This is a genomic window from Acinetobacter sp. YH12058 (assembly GCF_013419805.1).
Classification (GTDB): domain Bacteria; phylum Pseudomonadota; class Gammaproteobacteria; order Pseudomonadales; family Moraxellaceae; genus Acinetobacter; species Acinetobacter towneri.
Genome location: NZ_VOZL01000007.1, coordinates 1 through 22,466, shown reverse-complemented (window position 1 = coordinate 22,466; position 22,466 = coordinate 1). Strand labels below are relative to the sequence as shown.

Here is a 22,466-nt window from a genome sequence, read left to right as displayed (position 1 = left end):
TATTTTGCCTTTGTCATCAAGGAAAAGCAAAACCTCAAAAAAGAAAAAGCAAACTATCGTTAGATAGCTTGCTGCGCAAATTTATAATTTTTATTCTTTCATTTTTATGGCTTCAGACTTATGAGAAGAAACGAGCGAACCAGCCTTTACCTTTCTTCTTCTCATTTTCCTTAATAATACCCATCATATTCTCTTTCACTGCACCGACATAATCGGCGTCATCGTGTTGAATATGATTAATTAACCATTTTGATAAAACTTCATGCAATTCGCCTTCAATGGATTGTCCCATTTCAAAACGATCACGATAAAACTCAATTTTTTTAATGAATAAATCATGTACACGTTTATGTGGTACGCGGTATTTATAACCTGCTTCTTCTTGTAATGATTCTTCAAACGTAAAATGCGACTGGGTGTAATCAATAATATTATCTAAAATCTGCTTTACACGTGCTCGATCTGTACCATCGCTAATTTCAACAATTTCATTAATATAATCGAGGATACGTTTATGCTGATCGTCAATCACATCGATACCAGTGTTGTATTCTGGAACCCATTTCATCTTCATACGACCACCTTACAGAAATAAATGATTAATCACATTGCGGAATGGTAGCCGTATTTCCCATAAATAAAAATGAAGCGAATTGGTAGGGATTGGTTTAAATCGCACAAAAACAACACAAGACATTGATTTAAATAAATTTTAACAAAAATACCCGACTAAAAGAATCAATTATTAATTAACCAATTTATACATTTTCATTCTTGATTTAATTGAATTATACAATAATAAAATGAATATTTTTCAACCACACATACCCGTATAAATTAGTATTGATCCGCTTTGGTGATCCGTCTTAATTCAGGATTTAAACGCTCACGTTCCAAACGCGCAATATGTGTCATTTGGGTTTTAATTGGGCGTCCATGTTGAAATAAAATCATTTCACCTGGCTGAAATGCTGTCCATGTTTCATTTTGAGTCAAGGGTTCAGTGGTAATCACTGCCACACAATCCTCTGCTGTGGTGACTTGGCTAAAATCAACCTCAACATCTAAATCAATTAATTGTGCAGGCTGAAATGGATAAGCACGCACCAACCAATGTAATTTGGTCACCGCATAACTAAATAATGCCTGACCATTGGACAAACAAAAATTAAAAGTGCCATGTTCTGCAATTTTAGGAGAAATTTCGGCTAACAAGTCAAAAATTTGCGTCAGGCTCGGTTCATCATAACCAAAATGATTTACCAATTGATCTAACAAATAACAAAATGCACGTTCACTGTCGGTATTGCCCACAGGGGTAAAACGACCTGATAAACGTGGATGAAAGTCATGTAAATCACCATTATGGGCAAAAATCCACTGGCGTCCCCACAACTCACGACTAAACGGATGTGAATTTTCTAAATTAATTTTGCCTTGTGTCGCTTTACGAATATGGGCAATCACATTACGCGATTTGATGGGATAGTTACGGATCAATTCTGCAATGGGTGACTCCACTGCAGACTGGTTATCGACAAATAAACGGCAAGCTTTATCTTCAAAAAAAGCAATGCCAAAGCCATCAGAATGATCTGAGGTGATTCCTGCGCGCTGCGAAAATCCCCGAAATGAAAAGGTAATATCGGTAGGTGTCGCACAATTCATTCCAAGCAACTGACACATAAGGCCTTATCTTTATACAAATAATGAAATTATCTGATTATTGTGCATCAGCCATGTGGATAATTCAAATCTGAAAAATATAAATAGATTTCTACAGTACCACTTCATAGATATGCAGTGCTGTAGAAATCTCTGCTTAATTATTCTAGTTAAGATGCTTTCACTTTCTTTTGGCGAATAAAATGTTTCGCCATTTGTTTCACATCTAACAAAACAAAATAATCTAGACAGTTAAACTCACGGTCATAAAATGCTTGCTCAGACAGCTTAGCATTCATTTTCAGATAAACATCAAACAGTTTAGGTATTCGTTCATCTTGGCTAAAGCTATGACTTGGACAACTTGGCTCAAACGGCTGCTGTGACTGAATATCGCAGCGTTGATTTTCTGCCAATTGTTGAATCGCTTGATGGGTATGATACGCGCGTGCTTCATTACCTTCCAAACGAATACTGACACAGCCAATCATGTGTTTGGCACGCATTTCCCATAACACTTTAGGCACTAAATTCAGCCATAAAATAGAGAGTGTTTTGCCTGAACGATAACGTGGATGCACACAAGTACGCCCCATTTCGACAATATTCGAGAGATGCCCTAACTCATCTATAATTTTAAACTCGTGCGCACTATAACTGTTGGCTAGCTCATGCCCTTGCCAAAGTTTTAAACGAGTATAAGCAACAATTTCACCCGTAGATTTATCTCTGAGTACGGCGTGTTCACAGCCAAAATCGTACAAGTCCTGATCTAAAGCCGATTCAAATTCAATGCCAAATTGCTTGGAAAATTGCTGTGCACGAAAGCGCTGTACTTCTTGTAGTTGCTTTAAATTTTCAACCCATTCAAACGCATATTGCGTAGCTTTGCTGTTTTTTTTCTGTGCTTTACCCACTTTAACCATAGGAAAGCTAAACTGCTGACGATACTGATTTAATTTTTGTAGCATCATAGATACCTCATGTTTTCTCCTACACTAGGACAGCAGCATGACACTATGATGACCGCGATTTTAGCGACTACAATTTTAAGATTGCAGGATAGGTGCAAAGCAATTTCAAGGATGCTGAATCAACAAAATTTCAGTTTCTTGCCGTAAATTTGACATAAAAAAGAGCTTCAATTGTGAAGCTCTTTTAGGGATCATCTTATAGAGTTTTATTTACGCGTTTGGACACGGTTGGTAATTAATGTTCCCACACCATGATCAGTAAAGATTTCCAATAAAGTAGCATGTGGCACACGACCATCTACAATATGTGCACTGATTACACCGCCTTTAACTGCATCCAATGCACAACCCACTTTTGGAATCATGCCACCGTAAATCACGCCTGTATCAATTAAACGATCTACTTCCTGCGTAGTCAAACCAGTTAACAGGTTTTTATTTTCGTCTAATACACCCGTAATATTGGTCAGCAAAATTAACTTTTCCGCACCCAATGCTTCGGCAACTTTACCTGCGACTAAATCGGCATTAATGTTATAGGTATTGCCTGCATCATCGACACCTAAAGGTGCAATCACTGGAATAAAGTCGCTGCTGGTAAACATTTCCAACACGTCGGTTTTGACACCCACCACTTCACCCACCAAACCAAGGTCAATTTGTTGTACTTCGCCTGTTTCAGTAGTTTTTTGCATCAATAATTTTTGTGCGCGAATCAAGTTACCATCTTTACCCGTCAAACCAATGGCACGACCGCCATGTTGGTTAATCAGATTGACGATAGATTTGTTGACGCTACCACCCAAGACCATTTCTACGACTTCCATAGTCGTAGGATCGGTGACACGCATGCCATCAATACGGTCAGACTCACGTCCCAATTGCTTGAGCATAGAATCCACTTGTGGGCCACCGCCATGCACCACAATCGGGTTTAAGCCTACAGTCTTTAACAACACGATATCACGAGCAAAAGAACTTTCCAGCTCAGGATCGGTCATGGCATTGCCGCCATATTTCACAACAAGGGTCTTGCCCGCAAAACGTTGAATATACGGCAAAGCTTCAGTCAAAATTTGCGCTTTGTCGATACCAGTCTGTTGATGTGGCATTCGCCTCTCCTTATTGAGCATCTAAAATGTCTTGGGCGATTTCAGGGTATCGCTCACTTAACATGGAAACAAATGTATCGCGAATATCATTCAGTCGTGATGGATTATCGGCATCAAAACGCACCGTAAAATATTCGCCTGTATTGGATGCTCGAATAATGCCAAATCCATCTTCAAAATCAAGTCTTACACCATCTATTTTACTTAATTCTGCACCACTGCGATGGCTAGAACTTTCAACATCATTTAAAACCGCACTCGGTTCAATATTCCGTGTGCTGATATACGTGTCTTCAGTGCAGCAACGCTCAGGGTATTTCTGCATCAATGCCGAAAGGCTGCTGTAATTACTGTGGCTTAAATATTCCAACACGCGCAGCGCTGCGTAAATACCATCGTCATAGCCAAAACCACGTCCATCATTGAATACATAATGTCCTGCGTATTCGCCACCGAACACAGCCTTGCCTTGCGACTGCGCCAAATAACGCCGCAAGAAGGTACTGCCCGTGCGAATCATCACCGCTTCGCCACCCAAATCACGCACGGTATTGCGCACCATAGTGGAGCATTTTACATCAAACACCACTTGATGCTGAGGATGAGTTTTTAAACACATTTCTGCAAATAAAGACAGCAAACGATCTGCTGAAAGCACATTGGCATGTTCATCCAAGAGGACGACACGATCACCATCGCCATCTAAAGCAATGCCAATGTCCGCCTGATGTTCACGCACCGCAGCTTTTAAATGTTGTAAGTGTTTTTCTTGTGATGGATCGGGTGCATGTTCTGGAAAATGACCATTGGCTTCGCAGCGTAAAGCAATCACCTCACAGCCCATTTTTTGCAAAACCAAAGCAGCGCAATGACCTGCCGAACCATACATCCCATCTAAAACCACTTTAAAAGTGCCCGCCAGTTGAATATCGTTCAACATTGCCTGCTGATATTGCTGACACGCATCTTCAATAAATTCATGTGAAATGTTGGTGGCGTGTTGTGAGGCGATGGATGGTGCTGCATCGGTATTTAAATAATATGGCGCTGCATCGTGTGCCACGTGTTGAATCATTTCAGGGGTTGGCGGTTCGCCCTGCACAATCCATTTAATGCCGTTGTCTGATTTTGGATTATGACTGGCCGTAAGCATAATGCCATTGCCTGCCGTGTGTCGTGCCATAAAATACAACATCGGGCTAGAACAACAACCCACCATCGTCACTTGAAATTGATGGGCAAGAAAGACTTGGCGCATAATTTCAGCATAAGCGGGGCTATTTAAACGCGCATCATAACCAATACTAATTTGAGTTTGCTTTTCTTGTTGATATTGTTGCACCAATCCTTGTGCAATGGCGTGTACCAATTTCGCGGTCAGCACAGTTTCTTTGCCACGAATGTCGTAAGCGCGAAAAATATGCTGAGGAAAAAGTGTTTGTGGATTGTTCATAGGCTTACAACTACAAAGATGAGCCAACATAAAGTGAATAAATCTTGGCTCGAGATATTTTGAAAATTCTAATTAGATTTTTTAATAGATGTGCAATGGTCTCATCAGAGCTAGTGATTTACTTGTCATTATTAGTACATCTTTCGTTACTTTTCAAGAATTGTTGGTAAAGTTTCAGATAAAACTTTACCAAACGATATAGGCTGAAACCTAAGTAACTTAGTTTTTGCCCGTATGCCCAAAACCACCTGCACCACGTTCGGTGGCAACAAATTCATCTACTTGTTCAAACTTGGCCTGTACCACAGGAACCAAAACGTATTGCGCTAAACGCTCACCAGGTTCTAAGCTAAATGCTGTTTGGCTACGGTTCCACACCGAAACCATCAATTCACCCTGATAATCTGAATCAATCAAACCCACCAAGTTCCCCAACACGATGCCATGTTTGTGACCCAAGCCTGAACGCGGCAAAATCATGCCTGCAAAACCTGTATCTTGAATATAAATCGCTAAACCTGTTTTGACCAATACTGTTTGACCCGGCTCAATCACGGTGCTGCTGTCTACACAAGCACGTAAGTCCAACCCTGCCGAACCTGCGGTTGCATAAGTTGGCATTGGCCATTCTGTGCCTAAACGTGAATCTAAGACTTTAACTTGAACTTTCATGAAGTTTATCCTGTTTTTAAATTTTCAATGTAATTTCGATATAAATTATGCCCTTTGATGCTGTACTTGCATCAACACCGCTGAATGTTTTTCAGCGCTTAATCAGAGCACGTAAATTTTCCAAATAATGCTGTGCCTGTAATTTCGGATCGACATCACCGGCTAACTTTTTCTTACGTCCGAGCCATTCCAATTCATCTTGTGGTAATTCATCCAAAAAACGACTTGGGGTCATTTGTTTCATTTGCCCGCCCGCTTTGCGCTGCTCTGCCAAAGTAATGGTTAAGCCCTGACGTGCACGAGTAATCCCCACGTACATCAAACGGCGTTCTTCCTCGACAGTATCTGCCACAATTGAGTTTTTATGCGGTAAAAGCTCTTCTTCCAAACCAATCAAATACACGTACGGAAATTCCAAGCCTTTGGACGCATGCAGGGTGAGTAAATTGACTTTATCAGTGTCTTCTTCTTCCTGTTGCTGTTCGAGCATATCGAGCAGCACCATTTTACGAATCACGCTTTCAATATTCTTTTCATCGACATCTTCAGCACGGTTAATCAAACTTTGGATGCTGCTATATAGAACTTCGATATTATCTAGCTTGGTTTTTTCCTGCGCAGGGGTAGCTGCTTGCTCTTTAATGTAGTCGATATAACCTGCTTCGAGCATCATTTGACGGATGATTGGCACAGGTTCATCATCTTCCAATAAGTTACGCGTAAAATTGCTAATAAAATCTGAAAACTCTGCCAACTGCGTCGTGGCTTTTTTCGGAATTGCCATGGTTAGGCGCTGATCACCTGCAGCAGCCAATAATGACAAATGGTTTTCCTGTGCAAACAGCCCTAGTTTTTCCAAAGTCACAGGACCAATCGCACGTTTAGGCGTATTAATAATGCGCAAGAATGCGCTGTCATCTTCAGGATTAATAATCAAACGCAAATAACTCATGATGTCTTTGATTTCAGCACGTGCGAAGAATGACTGCCCCCCCGAAAGCTTGTAAGGAATTTGCATTTGACGTAATTGGGTTTCCAGAATACGTGCCTGAAAGTTCCCTCGGTACAAAATTGCATAATCTTTCCAGCTTTTACCATTCATCAGTTTATGCGTGAGTAAGTCTTTAACCACGCGTTCTGATTCATCATCATCATTGCGGCATGTAATTACCCGAATCACTTCACCATGACCTTTATCTGACCACAGTTTTTTGTCAAAAATATGTGGATTATTGCCAATGACGGTGTTGGCCGCTTTTAAAATGCGACTGGTCGAGCGATAGTTTTGCTCAAGTTTAATCACTTTTAAATTCGGGAAATCATCTTTCAGCAAGGCCATATTTTCAGGCTTCGCACCGCGCCAAGCGTAAATCGATTGGTCGTCGTCACCTACCGCAGTGAACTGCCCCATTACGCCCACAAGTAATTTCACCAAGATATATTGTGCGGTGTTGGTGTCCTGATACTCATCGACCAATAAATAACGAACACGGTTTTGCCACTTGTCACGCACTTCGGCATTTTCTTGCAAAAGTCGTGTCGGCATTACAATTAAATCATCAAAATCTACCGCGTTATAGGCACGTAAATTACGTTCATAAAGTTGATATAAATGTGCAAACTGGATGTCTTCTGGCGTTTCGCAGGTGGTATGCGCCTGCTCTGGTGCAATCAGATCATTTTTCCAGTCTGAAATCATCTTCATGGCTTTGGCAATCAATTCTTTGCTTTCTGCACCCGACAAATTATCGCGGTGCATTAAATCCATCAGAATACGTTTGCAGTCATCGGCATCTAAAATAGAGAAGTTGGCTTTTAACGGCGTGTGTTTTAATTCAAGACGTAATAAATTCAGACCAAAGGTGTGGAAAGTCGAAACCGATAATCCTTTAGCTTCTTCACGTGACAACAATTTGGTCACACGCTCTTTCATTTCTCGTGCTGCTTTGTTGGTAAAAGTCATCGCTGTAATACGATGCGCAGGAATCCCGCAATGCTTAACCAAATAGGCAATTTTTCGGGTAATCACCGAAGTTTTGCCTGAACCTGCACCTGCAAGCACTAACAAGGGTCCTTGAGTGTATTTCATCGCTTCAAGTTGCTTGTCGTTTAACTGACTTGCCAGTGTCATAGTATTTCCTCTATTTCGGTTCGAGCTCGATTATAGTCATCTCCGCCAAAGATGACTAATCTAAAATGCTACTTTAGACGTCATTGTCTATTTGCTGAGTAGACCCTAGAAATTGCTTGCATAAAAAAACCGCCCGAAGGCGGTTCTTTACAATCTATACAATGCCAGATTATTGGATTGCATAAATGCTGATTTCTACACGACGGTTTTGCTCACGACCTTCTGCAGTAGCATTCGATGCGATTGGGTTTGCAGCACCGTGACCTTGTGCATTAATACGTGAAGTTGATACACCACGGCTAGCCAAGTAGTTTGCAACCGATTGTGCACGTGCTTGTGACAATGGAATGTTGATTGCGTCGTTACCAGTGCTGTCAGTATAACCTGTTACCAAAATACCGCTCTTGTTATCTTGGGTTAGCGTTTGCGCTACTTTGTCCAAGGTAGAATAGAAGTTTGGTTTGATGTTTGATTTGTTAGTATCAAACGTGATGTTACCCGGCATGATCAAGCCAACAGAACCATCGGCATTACGGTTTACTTCTACGCCTGTACCAGCCATTTGTTGACGAAGTTGTTTTTCTTTATTGTCAAGATAAACACCCGCAGCAGCACCCACTACAGCACCAATCGCTGCAGCACGGTTGTTTTGTGCGCTTGTATTTGCGTTACCTTTAGAGATGCCATAACCCGCAGCAGCACCAATTACTGTGCCTAACGCAGTTTTGTCATATTCCATACCACCAAGGTTGTTACCAGTCGTTTGACAACCAGTTAAAACCATTGCCCCTACGACTGCTGCCGAAATTGCTAATGCACGCATGGCATGCCTCCTTACTTGTGTTTTGTTGTATATGCTGAATATTGAATGAAAAAATATACTTAGACCATTGATTTTTTGTTAATAAAAAAACTTTTACTTACAAATATACATGATCATGTACAAATCTTGGTATAACTTCATCACAATTTCTACACACTTTCACTTCAACACTTTTTTATTTTAAAAACAACATTTATATTGGAGTCATCTACAAACACGTGACGCATTGGACGATTTATCTTCAGGATTGATTTATATGTCATCGCAAGCAAAGAAACACCCTTTATTAAAAAAAATCACAAAAGGTCTCACCGTGGGTACAGTCATCACTGGCAGTACATTTTTTCACGGCCCTCCTGTGTTGGCTTTGGGCTTAACCAAACTGTTAAAGCAGTCACGTAAGGTCGATGAAACCAATATTCAAATTACCAACAGTTGGCTCAGTGTAAACAACTGGCTGATTGATCATGTATTACCCAATACCCAATGGGATATCAGCATTGATGAAGATTTGCAACTGAGCATGCAAGGTCGTTATCTCATGACCTGTAACCATCAAAGTTGGGTCGATACCACAGTAAATCAGTATTTTGGCTTAACCCGTATGCCATTGACCCGCTTTTTTACCAAGTGGGAACTGATCTTTATTCCCTTTGTAGGACAAGCCTTTAAAATTTTAGGCTTCCCAATGATGAAGCGTCACAGCAAAGCACAAATTGCCAAAAAACCTGAGCTGAAAGACCACGATATGGAAGAAGCGCGTAAAGCCTGCCAACAGTTATTAAGTCAGCCCTTTACCCTGCTGAATTATTTAGAAGGCACACGCTTTACCCAAGAAAAACATGATCAACAACAATCGCCTTATCAACATTTATTAAAGCCAAAAGCTGGTGGTTTAGCTTTGGCATTGAATATTTTGGGTGATCAAATTGATGCCTTGGTAGATATGACCATTGTGTACCCAGATGGCGTGCCGGGCTATAGCGAGTTTTGGTTAGGTGAGGTGCCGCGCATTGAGGTGAATTTACGCAAAATTAATATTCCAGATTGGGTGTTGGGCGGCAATTACGAAGATGATGCTGAATATCGTGAGCGTTTTCAGCAATGGGTGCATGAACTGTGGCTGGAAAAAGATCAATTGATTGAAAGCATGCAACAAAAACTTGCAGCTCCGACTGCATAACCATTCAGGTACGCCATGAAAAAGTCTGAAGAACCTGTCATCAAATCCTCTTTTCATCCCCTGCGTAAAGATTCATGGGGATGGAAAATTGCCTTGGCTTATGACTTGTTTTTGATGGGTTTAATCATCTTTAACTTGTTCTGTTTAAGTGCCAATGCCATTTTAATGAGTGATTTTGGCGAATGGTTGTTCGATTTTATTCGTCTACCTGAAATTTTACAGTTTTATCGAACAGAATTGCGCCCTTGGGTGGTGATTACCGAAGGCTGGTTTACCACGTTTTTAATTGTAGAGTTGGGCGTGCGTTGGGGTATTGCAATTATTTTCAAACATCATCAGCGTTGGTGGTTTTTCCCGTTTATTCACTGGTATGAAATTCTTGCAATTATTCCGCAATTGCGTTTTTTACGTTTATTACGTGCCATCGCGATTGGTTACAACCTGCATAGCCATGGCTATAAAGTCATTCCAGACAGTTGGTATAAACGCGGCAACTTTTACTACAACTTGCTAATGGAAGAACTGAGTAGCCGTGTGGTGCTCACGGTACTTAATGGTGTGCAACGTGAATTGACCACCAGTACCACTCACAAACAATTTATTGATGATTTGGTCGAGCATCATCGTCAATTACTCGCGATTGCCCTAGCCGATATTTTGCAGGAATCCTTAGGCAAAGAATTACAAATGCAGCGTCACATGATTGCGAAAAATGTCGGGTTGGTGGTGAATCAAGCCATTGAAGATACGCCTGAACTGACGCAATTGCTGCGCCTGATTCCATTGGTCGGTGGACGTATTGAACAGCAAATTCAAAGTATCGGACAGCGATTGGGTGAAAATATCACCCAAGGTTTAATTGAACCTTTTGCACAGCAGAATCAACAAGTACAAAATCCAACTTATCAAATGATTGCTGAAAAAATTAGTCAGATTGAGATTGAACATAATCAGCATATTGATAAATTAGTGGAATCGGCAATATTTGAAAGTTTAGAAGCGATTCGCAAACAAGTAAAAGTTAAACAATGGCAACAAATTTTAAATGAAGGACAACAACACGATATTTCATAAAGGTCTTTCGATAATTTCAGCTAAAACAATGTGAAATATTTTTAGTAACTGAACTAGAGAATTCACCCAATTTGTTCTAGGATTTGCTCTATTTATAAGATGACTTCAACAACCAGCAAAGTTAGAAGTGTTAAGGAATTATTATGGCTGACATACGGATAAAAGGCAGATTGGTCAATGCGATTCGCATTAGCTTAGACACCAATGATCATGATGCGATCCGCCAGCAACTAAGCCCAATGTTGCAAAAATCATTTCCACCAGGGGTTTTGGTGGTCATTGAAAGTTCAGTCGAACAAGAATTGATTGCGCTAATTCAATTGCTAATTAGCCTAGAAGCACAGCCAATTGCTGTGACTGAAGGCATTATGGCAGATCAGGCACGTGCTATTCAGTTCCCTGTCATCCCGCAAGACCGTCCATTGCAGGAAGTGAAAGCCACCAAAGAACAAGTGGTTGAAGTAAAACCTGAACCTGCGGCAGAACAGCAACAGACGGAAAATCAAGTCGCTGAAACTGCACCTGCTGTGGCGCATATTACGTCTTATCACGATGAAATTTTGCGTACAGGCCAATGCTTGGTACAACATCAGGGCGACATTATTTTAACCGCAGGCATTAACAGCGGTTCTGAAGTGATTGCTTCAGGAAATATACATATTTATGGTAGTGTACGTGGTAGAGTCATTGCCGGCGCGGGCGGGAATATTGCAGCACGAATTTTCTGTCATTCCCTAGAAGCAGAATTGGTATCTATTGCAGGCACGTATTGCGTGGCGGACGATATTCCTCAGCATGTGACTAAAAAACCTGTGCATATTTACTTAAATGATAACCAAGAGCTTGTATTTGAAGCTCTACAATTTTAATGTATAAATAATCACCAAAAATCCCCGAAAAAATATAGGGGAATTTAAACCATAACAGGAGTGGATTCGGTGGCGAAAATTGTTGTCGTAACATCAGGCAAAGGTGGCGTAGGTAAAACCACTACAAGTGCATCTTTTGCAACAGGTTTAGCCCTACGTGGTCACAAAACTGTTGTTATCGATTTTGACGTGGGTTTACGTAACCTTGACTTAATTATGGGTTGTGAACGTCGCGTTGTTTATGATTTTGTGAATGTATTAAATAATGAAGCGCGTTTACAACAAGCATTAATTCGCGATAAAGATATTGAAAACCTTTATATTCTTCCAGCCTCTCAAACCCGTGATAAAGATGCCCTGACCGATGAAGGCGTGGCACGTATTATGGATGAGCTTGCACAAGAGTTTGATTACATTATTTGTGACTCACCTGCTGGGATTGAGCGCGGCGCTATTTTAGCGATGTATCATGCCGATGAAGCGATTATTGTGACTAACCCTGAAATTTCTTCAGTACGTGACTCTGACCGTATTATTGGTATGCTAGACAGCAAAACTAAAAAAGTAGAACAAAACGAAGGTCGTATCCGTAAGCACCTGTGTATTACACGTTACAACCCAGAACGTGCCGATAAACAAGAAATGCTGACGATTGATGACATTTCTAAAGATATTTTACGTGTACCTACTTTAGGCGTAATTCCTGAATGTAAGAGCGTACTTCAAGCATCAAACGAAGGTAAACCTGTCATTCTGTATAGCGATGCTGCTGCAGGTCAGGCTTATGATGACTTGGTTGCACGATTCTTAGGTGAAGAACGTCCGTTTCGCCATATTGAAGCGAAACCTAAGGGCTGGTTAGCACGATTATTTGGAGCGTAGACATGGCAGGATTTTGGAGCAAATTATTTAGCGGTGAAGATAAGCCATCTAGCGCACAAACAGCAAAAGATCGCTTAAAAGTGATTGTTGCTTCTGAACAAGGTCTTGGTAAACGCTTAAGCCAAGACAAAATTGATCAGATGAAAAAAGAAATCATGCAAGTGGTAAATCGCTACGTGCGTGGTGTCGATGAACAACATATTCAAATGTCTGTGCGTTCAGAAGCCAATATTGAAATGTTGGAAATGAATATCAATTTGCCTGAAGAGCGATAATCTGAATACTGATTAGTCAAGCAAATTGAATCAGGGCAAAATAACACTAGTTATTTTGCCCTATTTTTTTCAAAAGAATATAAAGGAGATTGCCATGGCATTATCTCAACCTGCGACCTTTAACGAAGCATGGTCGGATGAACGTGTATTTGCCTATTTGAATCAACTTCCACCTGCAGGTGTGAATGCAGATTTTCACGTACTCTATCACGCATTTAAACACATGCGTCCAAGCGACTATGAACGTCTATTGACACAATTTGTTGCCGATGGTCGCGATGTCAATGCCACTAATCCTGAAGGTCAGCGTATTCACGATGTGATTGCTGAATTTCCACGTCAAAAAGATGGTTTTTTAGCAGTTTTAGCCAAGTTTGCTTAAACTGTTTAAACACAATCTCTGGCTAAATTCAGCCAAAAAGATTGAGTGTAAAAAGAAAAAATCCCGCAATTGAATTGCGGGATTTTTTTATAGCACTACTTGATTCAAAATCAAACAGAAAGTGAAAGCTTTACACTAAAATTTCACGTTTCCCATTTGCTCCTTGCTCGCTCACAATGCCTTGCTCTTGCATCTGATCGACAATACGTGCCGCACGGTTATAGCCCAAGCTAAATTTGCGCTGTAAAGATGAGGTCGACACTTTACGTGTTTCCAAAACAAATGCTACACACTGATCATACAACACATCACGGTCTGGACTGCCTTCACCATCTTCAAAACCACGTGAAGATGGTTCTTCATCAAATGGCGTCAAGATTTCATCGACATAGTCAGGATCGCCACGCTCACGCCACGCATCACAAATACGGTTGACTTCATCATCCGAAATAAATGCGCCATGCACACGTTCTGGCTCAATTTTACCTGGCCCTAAAAATAGCATATCACCATGACCAAGCAGGTCTTCTGCACCGCCCGCATCCAAGATAGTACGTGAGTCAATTTTCGAGTTCACACGCAAAGCTACACGGGTTGGAATGTTGGCTTTAATTAGACCTGTGATCACATCCACCGATGGACGCTGAGTTGCTAAGAGTAAGTGAATCCCTGCTGCACGTGATTTTTGTGCCAAACGGGTAATCATTTCTTCCGCTTTCTTGCCCACTTGCATGATCATGTCGGCAAACTCATCTGCCACAATCACAATAGATGGCAATGGTGTTAAACGCGGTGCACGTTCTTGCGTTGCTGAATCTCCCGGCTTCCAAGTTGGATCAATTAAATCTTCACCATTGGCAATAGATTCTTCAACCTTACGGTTATAGTCGCTTAATTTACGAATTTTCAGGAAAGACATTAGCTTATAACGACGTTCCATTTCATTGACACACCAATTTAAAGCGCTGACGGCATCTTTCATATCAGTCACTACAGGCGTCAATAAGTGTGGAATATCGTTATAGTTGGCGAGTTCCAATTGTTTCGGGTCAATCAAAATTAAGCGTAATTGATCAGGCTTGTATTTCAGCAACATCGACAAAATCATCGAGTTCACTGCCACTGATTTACCTGAACCCGTTGTCCCTGCTACGAGCATGTGTGGTGCTTTGCCCAATTCAGTAATCACAGGATTGCCTGAAATGTCTTTCCCCATCGCCATAGATAAAATGCCGTTTGGATCTTCAAAAGCAGGCGTTTGTAATAACTCAATCAAACGTACCATTTCACGTGAACTATTCGGTACTTCAATGCCAATATACGGTTTGCCCGGAATCACTTCGACCACACGTACCGATGCCATCGACATTGAACGCGCCAAGTCACGAGAAATATTGGTTACTTTTGAAGCTTTGACCCCAGGTGCCAAATCCAGCTCAAAACGGGTCACGACAGGACCAGGCTGTGCTTCAACCACTTTGGCTTTGACATTAAATTCCTGTAATTTAATTTCCAGCAATTCCGACAAGCGCGATAATTGTTCTGCGGTGAAGTTCACTTTTTTGTTTGGATCGACTTTATCAAGCAAATCCAAACCCGGTAATGGCGATAAATCACGACGTTTTTCTGCAACCTGCATGGCGCGTGACATCGGACGACCATGTGCATCGGTCAGCGGCGCATCAAAATCAAAGTCATCTTCGTCTAGTGGTTTGCCTGCGGTTTCCTGCCAAGCTTCGATAAATGCTTCTTTGGATAACGCCACTTTTTCTGCTTGTTCAGCCTGTGTAGCAGTCGCTGCGTTTGCCATCACTGCGGCAGTGGCTGCCGTCTGAATAGGTGCCTGAACAAAAGCAGAACTTTGTGCATAGCTACTGGTACTACGCGCTACAGGCGCTTGATCTTGAAATGCATCTTGCTGTAACTCATCACCCAAAAGATCATCCACCAACAAGTCATCTAAACTGTCTAAATCATGCTGCAAATGGCGCTCTTGGCGTACAGCATGATTTTGCGTATTCGAAGCACTTGACGATGGCGGGTTAAAATCTGACTCAAATCTGCTGAGATCATCGTTAAAATTGTGAGCCGTAGGATTCGAGTGCGGATGCACTGTTTCTTGCTGGGTCACAGACTCATCTAAAGTATCCATTGCCCCGCTGTTTTGGAATGGGCTGTGTAAATCACTTGCAGCTTTGCCTTGCGGAACTGCTGCGAGCAATTCATCAAAAATTTGATCATCATCCCAATCTAACGAAGATTTTGCAGTGGCTTGAGATGCCGTAGATGCAGGACGCACTTCATCAAAAGGATTCGATTGTAGATGTGGCTCTGGTTCTTCAGAAGCACGTAATAATGCATGAATGTCTTGGTTATGCTGACTGTCGGTATTTTCTTGTAAAGCACGCCACACTTCGCCTGTCGCAACAATACGCTGGCTGTCTTGTTCTAAGCGATGCGCCTTTTCGATGGTTTTTTCTAACTCAACATCATCAATTTCATCTTGCACCAATAGCTGTTGCTGCGCCTGTTGCTCTTCTTCTTCACGTTGCTGCATGTGATTAAACATACGCTCTGCCGCAGGATGTGGCGCAGTTGTTTCAGCTTCTTTCGCCTGTGCAACCACGGGTTCACTTGCTGCTTCTAAATCAGTTGATGCCACTTCAACAGCAACCACAGGTGCAGCAGCGACAACGGTCTTTTTCACCTGTGGTGTAGAACGGTCAAAGTCAGATTCTGCTTCAGGTACATTGCGATAGAACAAATCTTGCAGATAAGCAGGTGTAGCTTTTAAAGTTGCCCACGTTCTGTTCCACTTCACCCCAAATGCGAGGGTAAATAAGAAAATCCAAAAGACGACTAAAAAAAGTGTTGCTCCATAAATGGTTAAAATTTGCGATAAACTTTTCCCAAGTTCAAAACCAATGATGCCGCCTGAGGCATTGTCTAACGTATCGGCAGGTACTTGCCAAAATAAATACAGCAAACTTGCTGTTGCCAATAAAATGAAGAATTGTGCAGCATAACGAAATGGTCGGTTTAAAAAACTACGTGGCCACCAGACTTGTAAGGCTTCAATAAAAAAATAAGCAGGAAGAAGCAGACTCGCCCAACCTAAAAAGCCAAACAGTAAATCGGCAATCCACGCACCTGCGATTCCACTCGCATTTGAAACCTGTTGGGTGTCACTGGAAATGTGCATCCAACCTGGGTCAAATGGAGTATAGGTCACCGTTGCAAGGAACAGATATATTCCAAAAGAGACCAAAAATAATGTCGCTATTAAGCGATGTGCATAAGCACCCGACACCGCAGTCATATATTGTCCTGTCGCCAATTCTTCATCAATGTTTTTTGTTTGTTCGATGGTCTTAAAAAGCCACCTGATTCGGAGCGTCTGTATTTCATTTAGCTGTGTCATTTAAGTTGCATTTCACGATGCAAGCTTCACCACACAGCAAGCTATAAATTATAACAGACCTTCTATTATGCATGTGTTGCCTAGAAAAAGATGCAAGATTATTGAAGTGTGTTGTTAACTTTTTCTATATAGCTCAAATCGATTTACATGATCAGTAATATCAACTTTAATCACACAGCAAACTCATCCTGTTTCACGTATAATTCCATAAATTTCTAAATAAAAAAAGGATGCTGTGCATGAGCGCTCGTCACTCACGTTTAATTATTTTAGGTTCAGGCCCTGCAGGTTATAGTGCCGCAGTATATGCTGCACGTGCCAACTTAAAACCGACTTTAATTGCAGGCTTACAATTGGGTGGTCAGCTCACCACAACTACGGAAGTTGATAACTGGCCGGGTGATCCTGACGGTTTAACAGGCCCAGCGTTAATGGAACGTATGCAAGCTCATGCAGAACGCTTTGGCACAGAAATCGTGTATGACCATATCAATGAAGTAAACCTGAATGTGCGCCCATTTGTACTGAAAGGTGATATGGAAGAATTTACCTGTGATGCTTTAATCATTTGCACAGGTGCGACTGCACAATATTTAGGTTTAGAATCTGAAGCAGCATTTATGGGTCAAGGCGTAAGTGCTTGTGCTACCTGTGATGGTTTCTTCTACAAAAACCAAAAAGTGATGGTCGTTGGTGGTGGTAACACGGCTGTTGAAGAAGCATTATACCTGTCTAACATTGCATCACACGTGACATTGGTGCATCGTCGTGATTCACTTCGCTCTGAAAAAATCTTGCAAGATCATTTATTTGCCAAAGAAAAAGAAGGCAAAATCAGTATTCTTTGGAATAACCAAGTTGATGAAGTCTTGGGCGACAACACAGGCGTAACTTCAGTACGTTTAAAATCAACCACTGATGGCTCTACTCAAATTGTTGATGTGTCTGGCTTATTCATTGCGATTGGTCACAAACCGAATACAGGCATGTTCGAAGGTCAATTGAACTTGCGTGATGGTTATATCCAAGTACAAAGCGGCACTTCAGGCAATGCGACTCAAACTTCTGTGGCTGGCGTATTTGCTGCGGGTGATGTAGCCGATTCCATTTATCGCCAAGCGATTACTTCTGCAGGTTCAGGCTGTATGGCAGCACTGGATGCAGAAAAATATTTAGATGCACTTGGTGAATAATTTAGTGTCCAAGTTTAAAGACCGCTCTCCTTGAGCGGTTTTTTTATCACGGCATTTTTAGGTATGATGAAATCAAGTTCATCGTAAAACTTCATACGGCAATTGATATGCACACGCTCCCGGCTTCACAATTCATTTTCCCCGATCCCATTGAAGTTGATCCTGAGGGTGAAGGCTTGATTTGTGTAGGTGCAGACCTTTCCCCTTCAACCTTATATGAAGCCTATACACATGGCTTATTTCCATGGTTTTCAGAAGGTGATCCTATTTGTTGGTGGAGTCCTGAGCCACGTTGCGTAATTATTCCGCAACATTATCAGCCGAGTAAGTCTTTAATCCGCAACATGAAAAAAATAGATTATCGCATTACTATCAATCATGCCTTTGAACAAGTGATTCGCAATTGTGCCTTGCCCCGTAGCTACGCCAATGATACTTGGATTTCTGAAGAGATCATTCAAGGTTATTGTCAGCTTTTTGCAGCAGGTTATGGCTATAGTTTAGAAGTTTGGGAGCAAGATAGTTTGGTCGGTGGTTTATATGGAGTCAGTATTGGCAAAGGCTGTTTTGGCGAGTCCATGTTTAGCCATCGTACCGATGTCTCCAAAATGGCATTTTATAGTTTGATGCTGCTCGGACAAGAACAACAATTGCCTTGGATTGACTGCCAATTGGTCAATGACCATTTAATCAGTCTCGGAGCATGTACACTTTCTCGCCAAGACTATCTTAAATCGTTACAAGATGTTGTAAAACAACCTGCAATCAATTGGAAAAAATATCAGGACAGTGTATTTTCAAGTAAAACAATAGCGCAGTATGCGCGCCTACTTGAATGACAATAACAGAGAGGGATCTTGACAATGAATTCATATCACCCAAAATCCCTGCTAAATGATTTGCAGTATTACATTACTCCGCCGCATGATTGCAGCTATTTACCTGAAAAATCTGCGCGGATGGTTTTTTTAGATCCTGCACATAAAATTGATGTGCTGACTTTGTCTGAACTCTCTCGGGTCGGTTTTCGTCGCAGTGGCGATTTTGTCTATCGTCCTGAATGCCATTTGTGCCGCCAATGCCTTTCTTCACGTATTCCTGTCGCTGAATTTAAAATGAACAGCACGCAAAAGAAAGCTTGGAAACGCAATCACGATTTACAGATCAAAATCACCAAGCCACAAGATGCAGGTGATTTGCATTATGCGCTGTATGAACGCTATATCAATGAACGACATGCCGATGGCGATATGTTCCCTGCCAGCCGTGACCAATTTGAAAAATTCCTAATCCACAGTTGTACCAGCAGCTTCTTTTTAGAGGTTTGGCAAGATGATCGCTTAATTGCAGTATCGACCTGTGATTATTTAGATGATGGTATTTCTGCGGTCTATACCTTTTTTGACCCAGACGAAAGTCGTCGCTCACTCGGAACATTTGCGGTATTAAAACAAATTGAACAGGCACAGCATTTGGGACTGCAATATGTTTACTTAGGTTATTGGGTACCACATTCCAATAAAATGAACTATAAATCGCAATATGTGCCCCTTGAGCTACTGCTTGATGGTCAATGGCGACGCATTAACCGCAGCCTAAATACCGATGAGGTGCAGCAATTGGGAAACTCCTTAATGACCACGCTGCCCTTAGGCTGGAATAACTCCATCATCAAATAAAAATGTAATGATGCAATACTGATTTTTGCATCGATCAGATTCACTTAAACAAACTGGCAAAATCATCGCTACAAGATTTCACCATAATAATGGCATGCTCCCGTGTGCCATCCGTTTTAGGATAATAATTTTTACGTAAATCAATTTGATGAAAACCTGACTTTTCATACAGGGCTATCGCAGCTAAATTACTTTCACGTACTTCTAAAAAAATCTGCACAGGTTGGTTTTTCAAACCTGCAATAGAATGTTCTAGCAGTTGATAACCTAAACCTTTGCCTTGCTGACTTGGATGCACCGCCATCAACAACAAATTTGCTTCATCCAACACAGGTTGCAAAATACAAAAACCCACCACTCTCCCTGCATGTTCAATCACGGTACTGTGATAACTCTCTACCGCTTCGGCAAATTGTTTGGCACTCCACGGATGACTTTGTACCAAATTTTCAATCGCAACCACATCGGCGACATCATGGGCTTGCATTAAACGAATCATAAGAAATGATCTTGTGCTGTTCTAAGATGTAGGCATTATAGATTTCACGACAAAAAAATCGAGCAAAAAAAAAGGCAACTTACGTTGCCTGACCAAAGGGAAAAGTTTAAAAGCCTAATTTAGCTTTCCAAGTATTTAATAATGTTGTGGTATCAAAATCGTTAGGATGAAAATTCGGTTTGAAATAGAACAACATTTCTTTGCCCATGCCTGTAATAATCCCTTTAGATGGACTATAGGCATAACGATAAATCATGCGTAAATTTTCCAAATTCAACTGCTTGTCTTGTTTTAGTAAACGCAACAAAAAATAGTTTTGTACAAAAAATAAAGTCAGCATCGAAATAACCAAAGAACTTGTACGTAGTGCATAGGCTTTCAGACCTTTGCCAAACACACCTTCAAATACATCATACGCAACAGCTTTATGTTCGTTTTCTTCAATCGCATGCCACAACCACATAGTTTTCATGATGTCATCGGTCATCAATTCTTGAATATGTGAATTGGTCAATAATTGTGAGGCAATCGTAGCTGTGAAATGTTCTAGCGCAGTGGTCGCAGTTAAATCTACCATTTTCTGTGTAATGCCAATCGGTTTAGCCAACTTTGCCATAAATTTGCGTGTAGTTTGAATCACAGTATCTGTATAACAATCCAAAGTATCAACATCATGCCCAAATTTCTGTGCAGAGGCATTAAAACCGACATGCTCATGCGTGTGCATGGCTTCTTGTCCAATAAATGCACTGATTTCTTTCTGTAAATCTGCATTGTCTTTCAGCATTGGGTGATAACGCACAGCACGCACACTGTCTATAAAGAACTTCTCACCTGCGGGAAATAACGCAGATAATGCAGTCATAAAATGCGTTAGACCTGCATTACCATTCATCCAATATTCAGGTACAGCATCAAAGTTGAAATTCATTCGACGGACAGGAAAACTCGCCCCTGCACGTTCACTAATACTCACTTTAGCATTCATGTTGCTCACTCCTGAGGTTACAACAATGAAGTCATTCATTTCCTGTAACCCGCTATATTTTTTATTTTTCGGTATGAGTTCATATTACGGTTTTCTGTGCGGTATTTAAGTGCAGTTAAGGACAGTGAGTTGTCAGTTCGGGACATGAGGAATAAAAAATAATGATAAGTGAAATTATTTTTTGTGACGCAAGAGTAAAAAATAGACAATGAAATTATTTTTACGACGCAAGAGTAAAAAAATAGACGATGATTTTTTATGACGTAAGAGCAAGAATAATTAGACAGCAAAATTATTTTTATGATGTAAGAGAAAAAAAGGCAACTAAACCGCAGCAAAAGAATGTTCATAAAATGGTTTTAGATTGATTCAAGCTTTAAAGAACAGCTATTTCATCCATCAATACAGTAGGACAAGCTTTCATCCATCTGGAAACTAGCACACAAAATACAGCCATAAAAAAAGCGCCCCAAAGGGAGCGCTTTTTCACACTATAAAGTGATTATGCTGTTACTTTAGCAACAACACCAGCACCTACAGTACGACCACCTTCACGGATCGCAAAACGTAGACCTGGGTCCATTGCGATTGGGTGGATTAATTCTACTGACATTTCAACGTTGTCACCTGGCATTACCATTTCTACGCCTTCTTTCAACTGGATTGCACCAGTTACGTCAGTTGTACGGAAATAGAATTGTGGACGGTAACCGTTAAGGAATGGAGTGTGACGACCACCTTCTTCTTTAGAAAGTACGTATACTTCCGCATCGAATTTAGTGTGTGGCTTGATTGTACCTGGTTTAGCAAGTACTTGACCACGTTGTACGTCTTCACGCTTAGTACCACGTAAAAGAACACCACAGTTCTCGCCCGCACGACCTTCGTCAAGAAGTTTACGGAACATTTCTACGCCAGTTACAGTTGTTTTAACTGTGTCTTTGATACCCACGATTTCAACTTCTTCGCCTACTTTCACGATACCAGTTTCTACACGACCAGTTACTACTGTACCACGACCAGAAATAGAGAATACGTCTTCGATTGGCATTAAGAATGCTTGGTCGATTGCACGTACTGGCTCTGGGATGTAAGTATCAAGCGCTTCAACAAGAGCAACTACAGCATCTTCGCCATATTGACCTGATTCACCGTTAAGTGCAGCAAGTGCTGAACCACGGATTACTGGAG

At 41.2% G+C, this 22,466-nt stretch carries 21 protein-coding genes; 9 read left to right on the top strand and 12 right to left on the bottom strand.

What is annotated here, in order from left to right:
* Positions 1–118: 118 nt before the first annotated feature.
* From FTU09_RS06200 to FTU09_RS06165, 8 genes are all read right to left on the bottom strand, one after another.
* Positions 119–574, bottom strand: a complete 456-nt coding sequence (locus FTU09_RS06200; protein ID WP_154320417.1) for a bacteriohemerythrin — start codon at positions 572–574, stop codon at positions 119–121.
* A gap of 263 nt (positions 575–837) precedes the next feature.
* Entirely contained in the window at positions 838–1,686 is an 849-nt protein-coding gene (locus FTU09_RS06195) for a class II glutamine amidotransferase (protein ID WP_004975313.1), read from the bottom strand.
* A gap of 149 nt (positions 1,687–1,835) precedes the next feature.
* Positions 1,836–2,636, bottom strand: coding sequence for a GNAT family N-acetyltransferase (locus FTU09_RS06190; protein ID WP_168710353.1), 801 nt, complete (start codon positions 2,634–2,636; stop codon positions 1,836–1,838).
* A gap of 209 nt (positions 2,637–2,845) precedes the next feature.
* Complete coding sequence (gene argB / locus FTU09_RS06185; protein WP_004975310.1) at positions 2,846–3,751, bottom strand: acetylglutamate kinase; 906 nt, start codon at positions 3,749–3,751, stop codon at positions 2,846–2,848.
* Positions 3,752–3,761: 10 nt separating this feature from the next.
* Complete coding sequence (locus FTU09_RS06180) at positions 3,762–5,204, bottom strand: phosphomannomutase/phosphoglucomutase (RefSeq protein WP_004975308.1); 1,443 nt, start codon at positions 5,202–5,204, stop codon at positions 3,762–3,764.
* 219 nt (positions 5,205–5,423) lie between these two features.
* Positions 5,424–5,876 carry a dUTP diphosphatase gene (gene dut, locus FTU09_RS06175; protein WP_004975307.1) on the bottom strand — a complete coding sequence of 151 codons (453 nt, stop codon included), beginning with the start codon at positions 5,874–5,876 and terminating at the stop codon, positions 5,424–5,426.
* A gap of 91 nt (positions 5,877–5,967) precedes the next feature.
* Entirely contained in the window at positions 5,968–8,007 is a 2,040-nt protein-coding gene (locus tag FTU09_RS06170; RefSeq protein WP_154320416.1) for a UvrD-helicase domain-containing protein, read from the bottom strand.
* Positions 8,008–8,176: 169 nt separating this feature from the next.
* A complete protein-coding gene (locus FTU09_RS06165) occupies positions 8,177–8,830 on the bottom strand; it encodes an OmpA family protein (RefSeq protein WP_104852412.1) in 654 nt (217 codons plus the stop codon).
* Between the two features lie 256 nt (positions 8,831–9,086).
* On the opposite strand from FTU09_RS06165, the gene FTU09_RS06160 reads away from it, so the two are divergent.
* From FTU09_RS06160 to FTU09_RS06135, 6 genes are all read left to right on the top strand, one after another.
* Positions 9,087–10,013: an acyltransferase gene (locus tag FTU09_RS06160; RefSeq protein WP_180079823.1), complete on the top strand. Its 927-nt coding sequence runs from the start codon at positions 9,087–9,089 to the stop codon at positions 10,011–10,013.
* Positions 10,014–10,028: 15 nt separating this feature from the next.
* The gene (locus FTU09_RS06155) at positions 10,029–11,087 is read left to right on the top strand and encodes a preprotein translocase subunit SecA (protein WP_131261721.1); all 1,059 of its coding nucleotides are present in this window, start codon (positions 10,029–10,031) and stop codon (positions 11,085–11,087) included.
* Positions 11,088–11,230: 143 nt separating this feature from the next.
* Positions 11,231–11,956 (top strand): septum site-determining protein MinC, encoded by a 726-nt coding sequence (gene minC / locus FTU09_RS06150; protein ID WP_096902696.1) that lies wholly within the window; start codon positions 11,231–11,233, stop codon positions 11,954–11,956.
* A 69-nt stretch (positions 11,957–12,025) separates the two neighbouring features.
* On the top strand, positions 12,026–12,838 hold the full coding sequence (minD, locus tag FTU09_RS06145; RefSeq protein ID WP_004975294.1) for a septum site-determining protein MinD: 813 nt from the start codon (positions 12,026–12,028) through the stop codon (positions 12,836–12,838).
* Between the two features lie 2 nt (positions 12,839–12,840).
* Positions 12,841–13,113, top strand: a complete 273-nt coding sequence (gene minE, locus FTU09_RS06140; RefSeq protein ID WP_096902698.1) for a cell division topological specificity factor MinE — start codon at positions 12,841–12,843, stop codon at positions 13,111–13,113.
* Between the two features lie 94 nt (positions 13,114–13,207).
* Positions 13,208–13,495, top strand: coding sequence for a PA4642 family protein (locus FTU09_RS06135; RefSeq protein WP_004975291.1), 288 nt, complete (start codon positions 13,208–13,210; stop codon positions 13,493–13,495).
* A gap of 130 nt (positions 13,496–13,625) precedes the next feature.
* Here FTU09_RS06135 and FTU09_RS06130 read toward each other — a convergent pair whose 3' ends face one another.
* Complete coding sequence (locus tag FTU09_RS06130; RefSeq protein ID WP_104853253.1) at positions 13,626–16,814, bottom strand: DNA translocase FtsK; 3,189 nt, start codon at positions 16,812–16,814, stop codon at positions 13,626–13,628.
* Between the two features lie 341 nt (positions 16,815–17,155).
* Here FTU09_RS06130 and trxB point away from each other — a divergent pair, with 341 nt between their 5' ends.
* The 3 genes from trxB (at position 17,156) to FTU09_RS06115 (ending at position 19,788) form a co-directional block, all read left to right on the top strand.
* Positions 17,156–18,109 carry a thioredoxin-disulfide reductase gene (trxB, locus tag FTU09_RS06125; RefSeq protein ID WP_180079821.1) on the top strand — a complete coding sequence of 318 codons (954 nt, stop codon included), beginning with the start codon at positions 17,156–17,158 and terminating at the stop codon, positions 18,107–18,109.
* Between the two features lie 107 nt (positions 18,110–18,216).
* Entirely contained in the window at positions 18,217–18,948 is a 732-nt protein-coding gene (gene aat / locus FTU09_RS06120) for a leucyl/phenylalanyl-tRNA--protein transferase (protein ID WP_131261723.1), read from the top strand.
* Between the two features lie 24 nt (positions 18,949–18,972).
* Positions 18,973–19,788 (top strand): arginyltransferase, encoded by an 816-nt coding sequence (locus FTU09_RS06115; protein WP_131261724.1) that lies wholly within the window; start codon positions 18,973–18,975, stop codon positions 19,786–19,788.
* Between the two features lie 40 nt (positions 19,789–19,828).
* Here the strand turns inward: FTU09_RS06115 and rimI are convergent, their stop codons facing one another.
* The 3 genes from rimI to FTU09_RS06100 all read right to left on the bottom strand — a co-directional run.
* Complete coding sequence (gene rimI / locus FTU09_RS06110) at positions 19,829–20,287, bottom strand: ribosomal protein S18-alanine N-acetyltransferase (RefSeq protein ID WP_004975283.1); 459 nt, start codon at positions 20,285–20,287, stop codon at positions 19,829–19,831.
* A 106-nt stretch (positions 20,288–20,393) separates the two neighbouring features.
* Positions 20,394–21,275 carry a metal-dependent hydrolase gene (locus tag FTU09_RS06105; RefSeq protein WP_180079819.1) on the bottom strand — a complete coding sequence of 294 codons (882 nt, stop codon included), beginning with the start codon at positions 21,273–21,275 and terminating at the stop codon, positions 20,394–20,396.
* Positions 21,276–21,777: 502 nt separating this feature from the next.
* On the bottom strand, positions 21,778–22,466 hold a 689-nt coding region (locus tag FTU09_RS06100; RefSeq protein WP_257226852.1), incomplete at its 5' end, for an EF-Tu/IF-2/RF-3 family GTPase.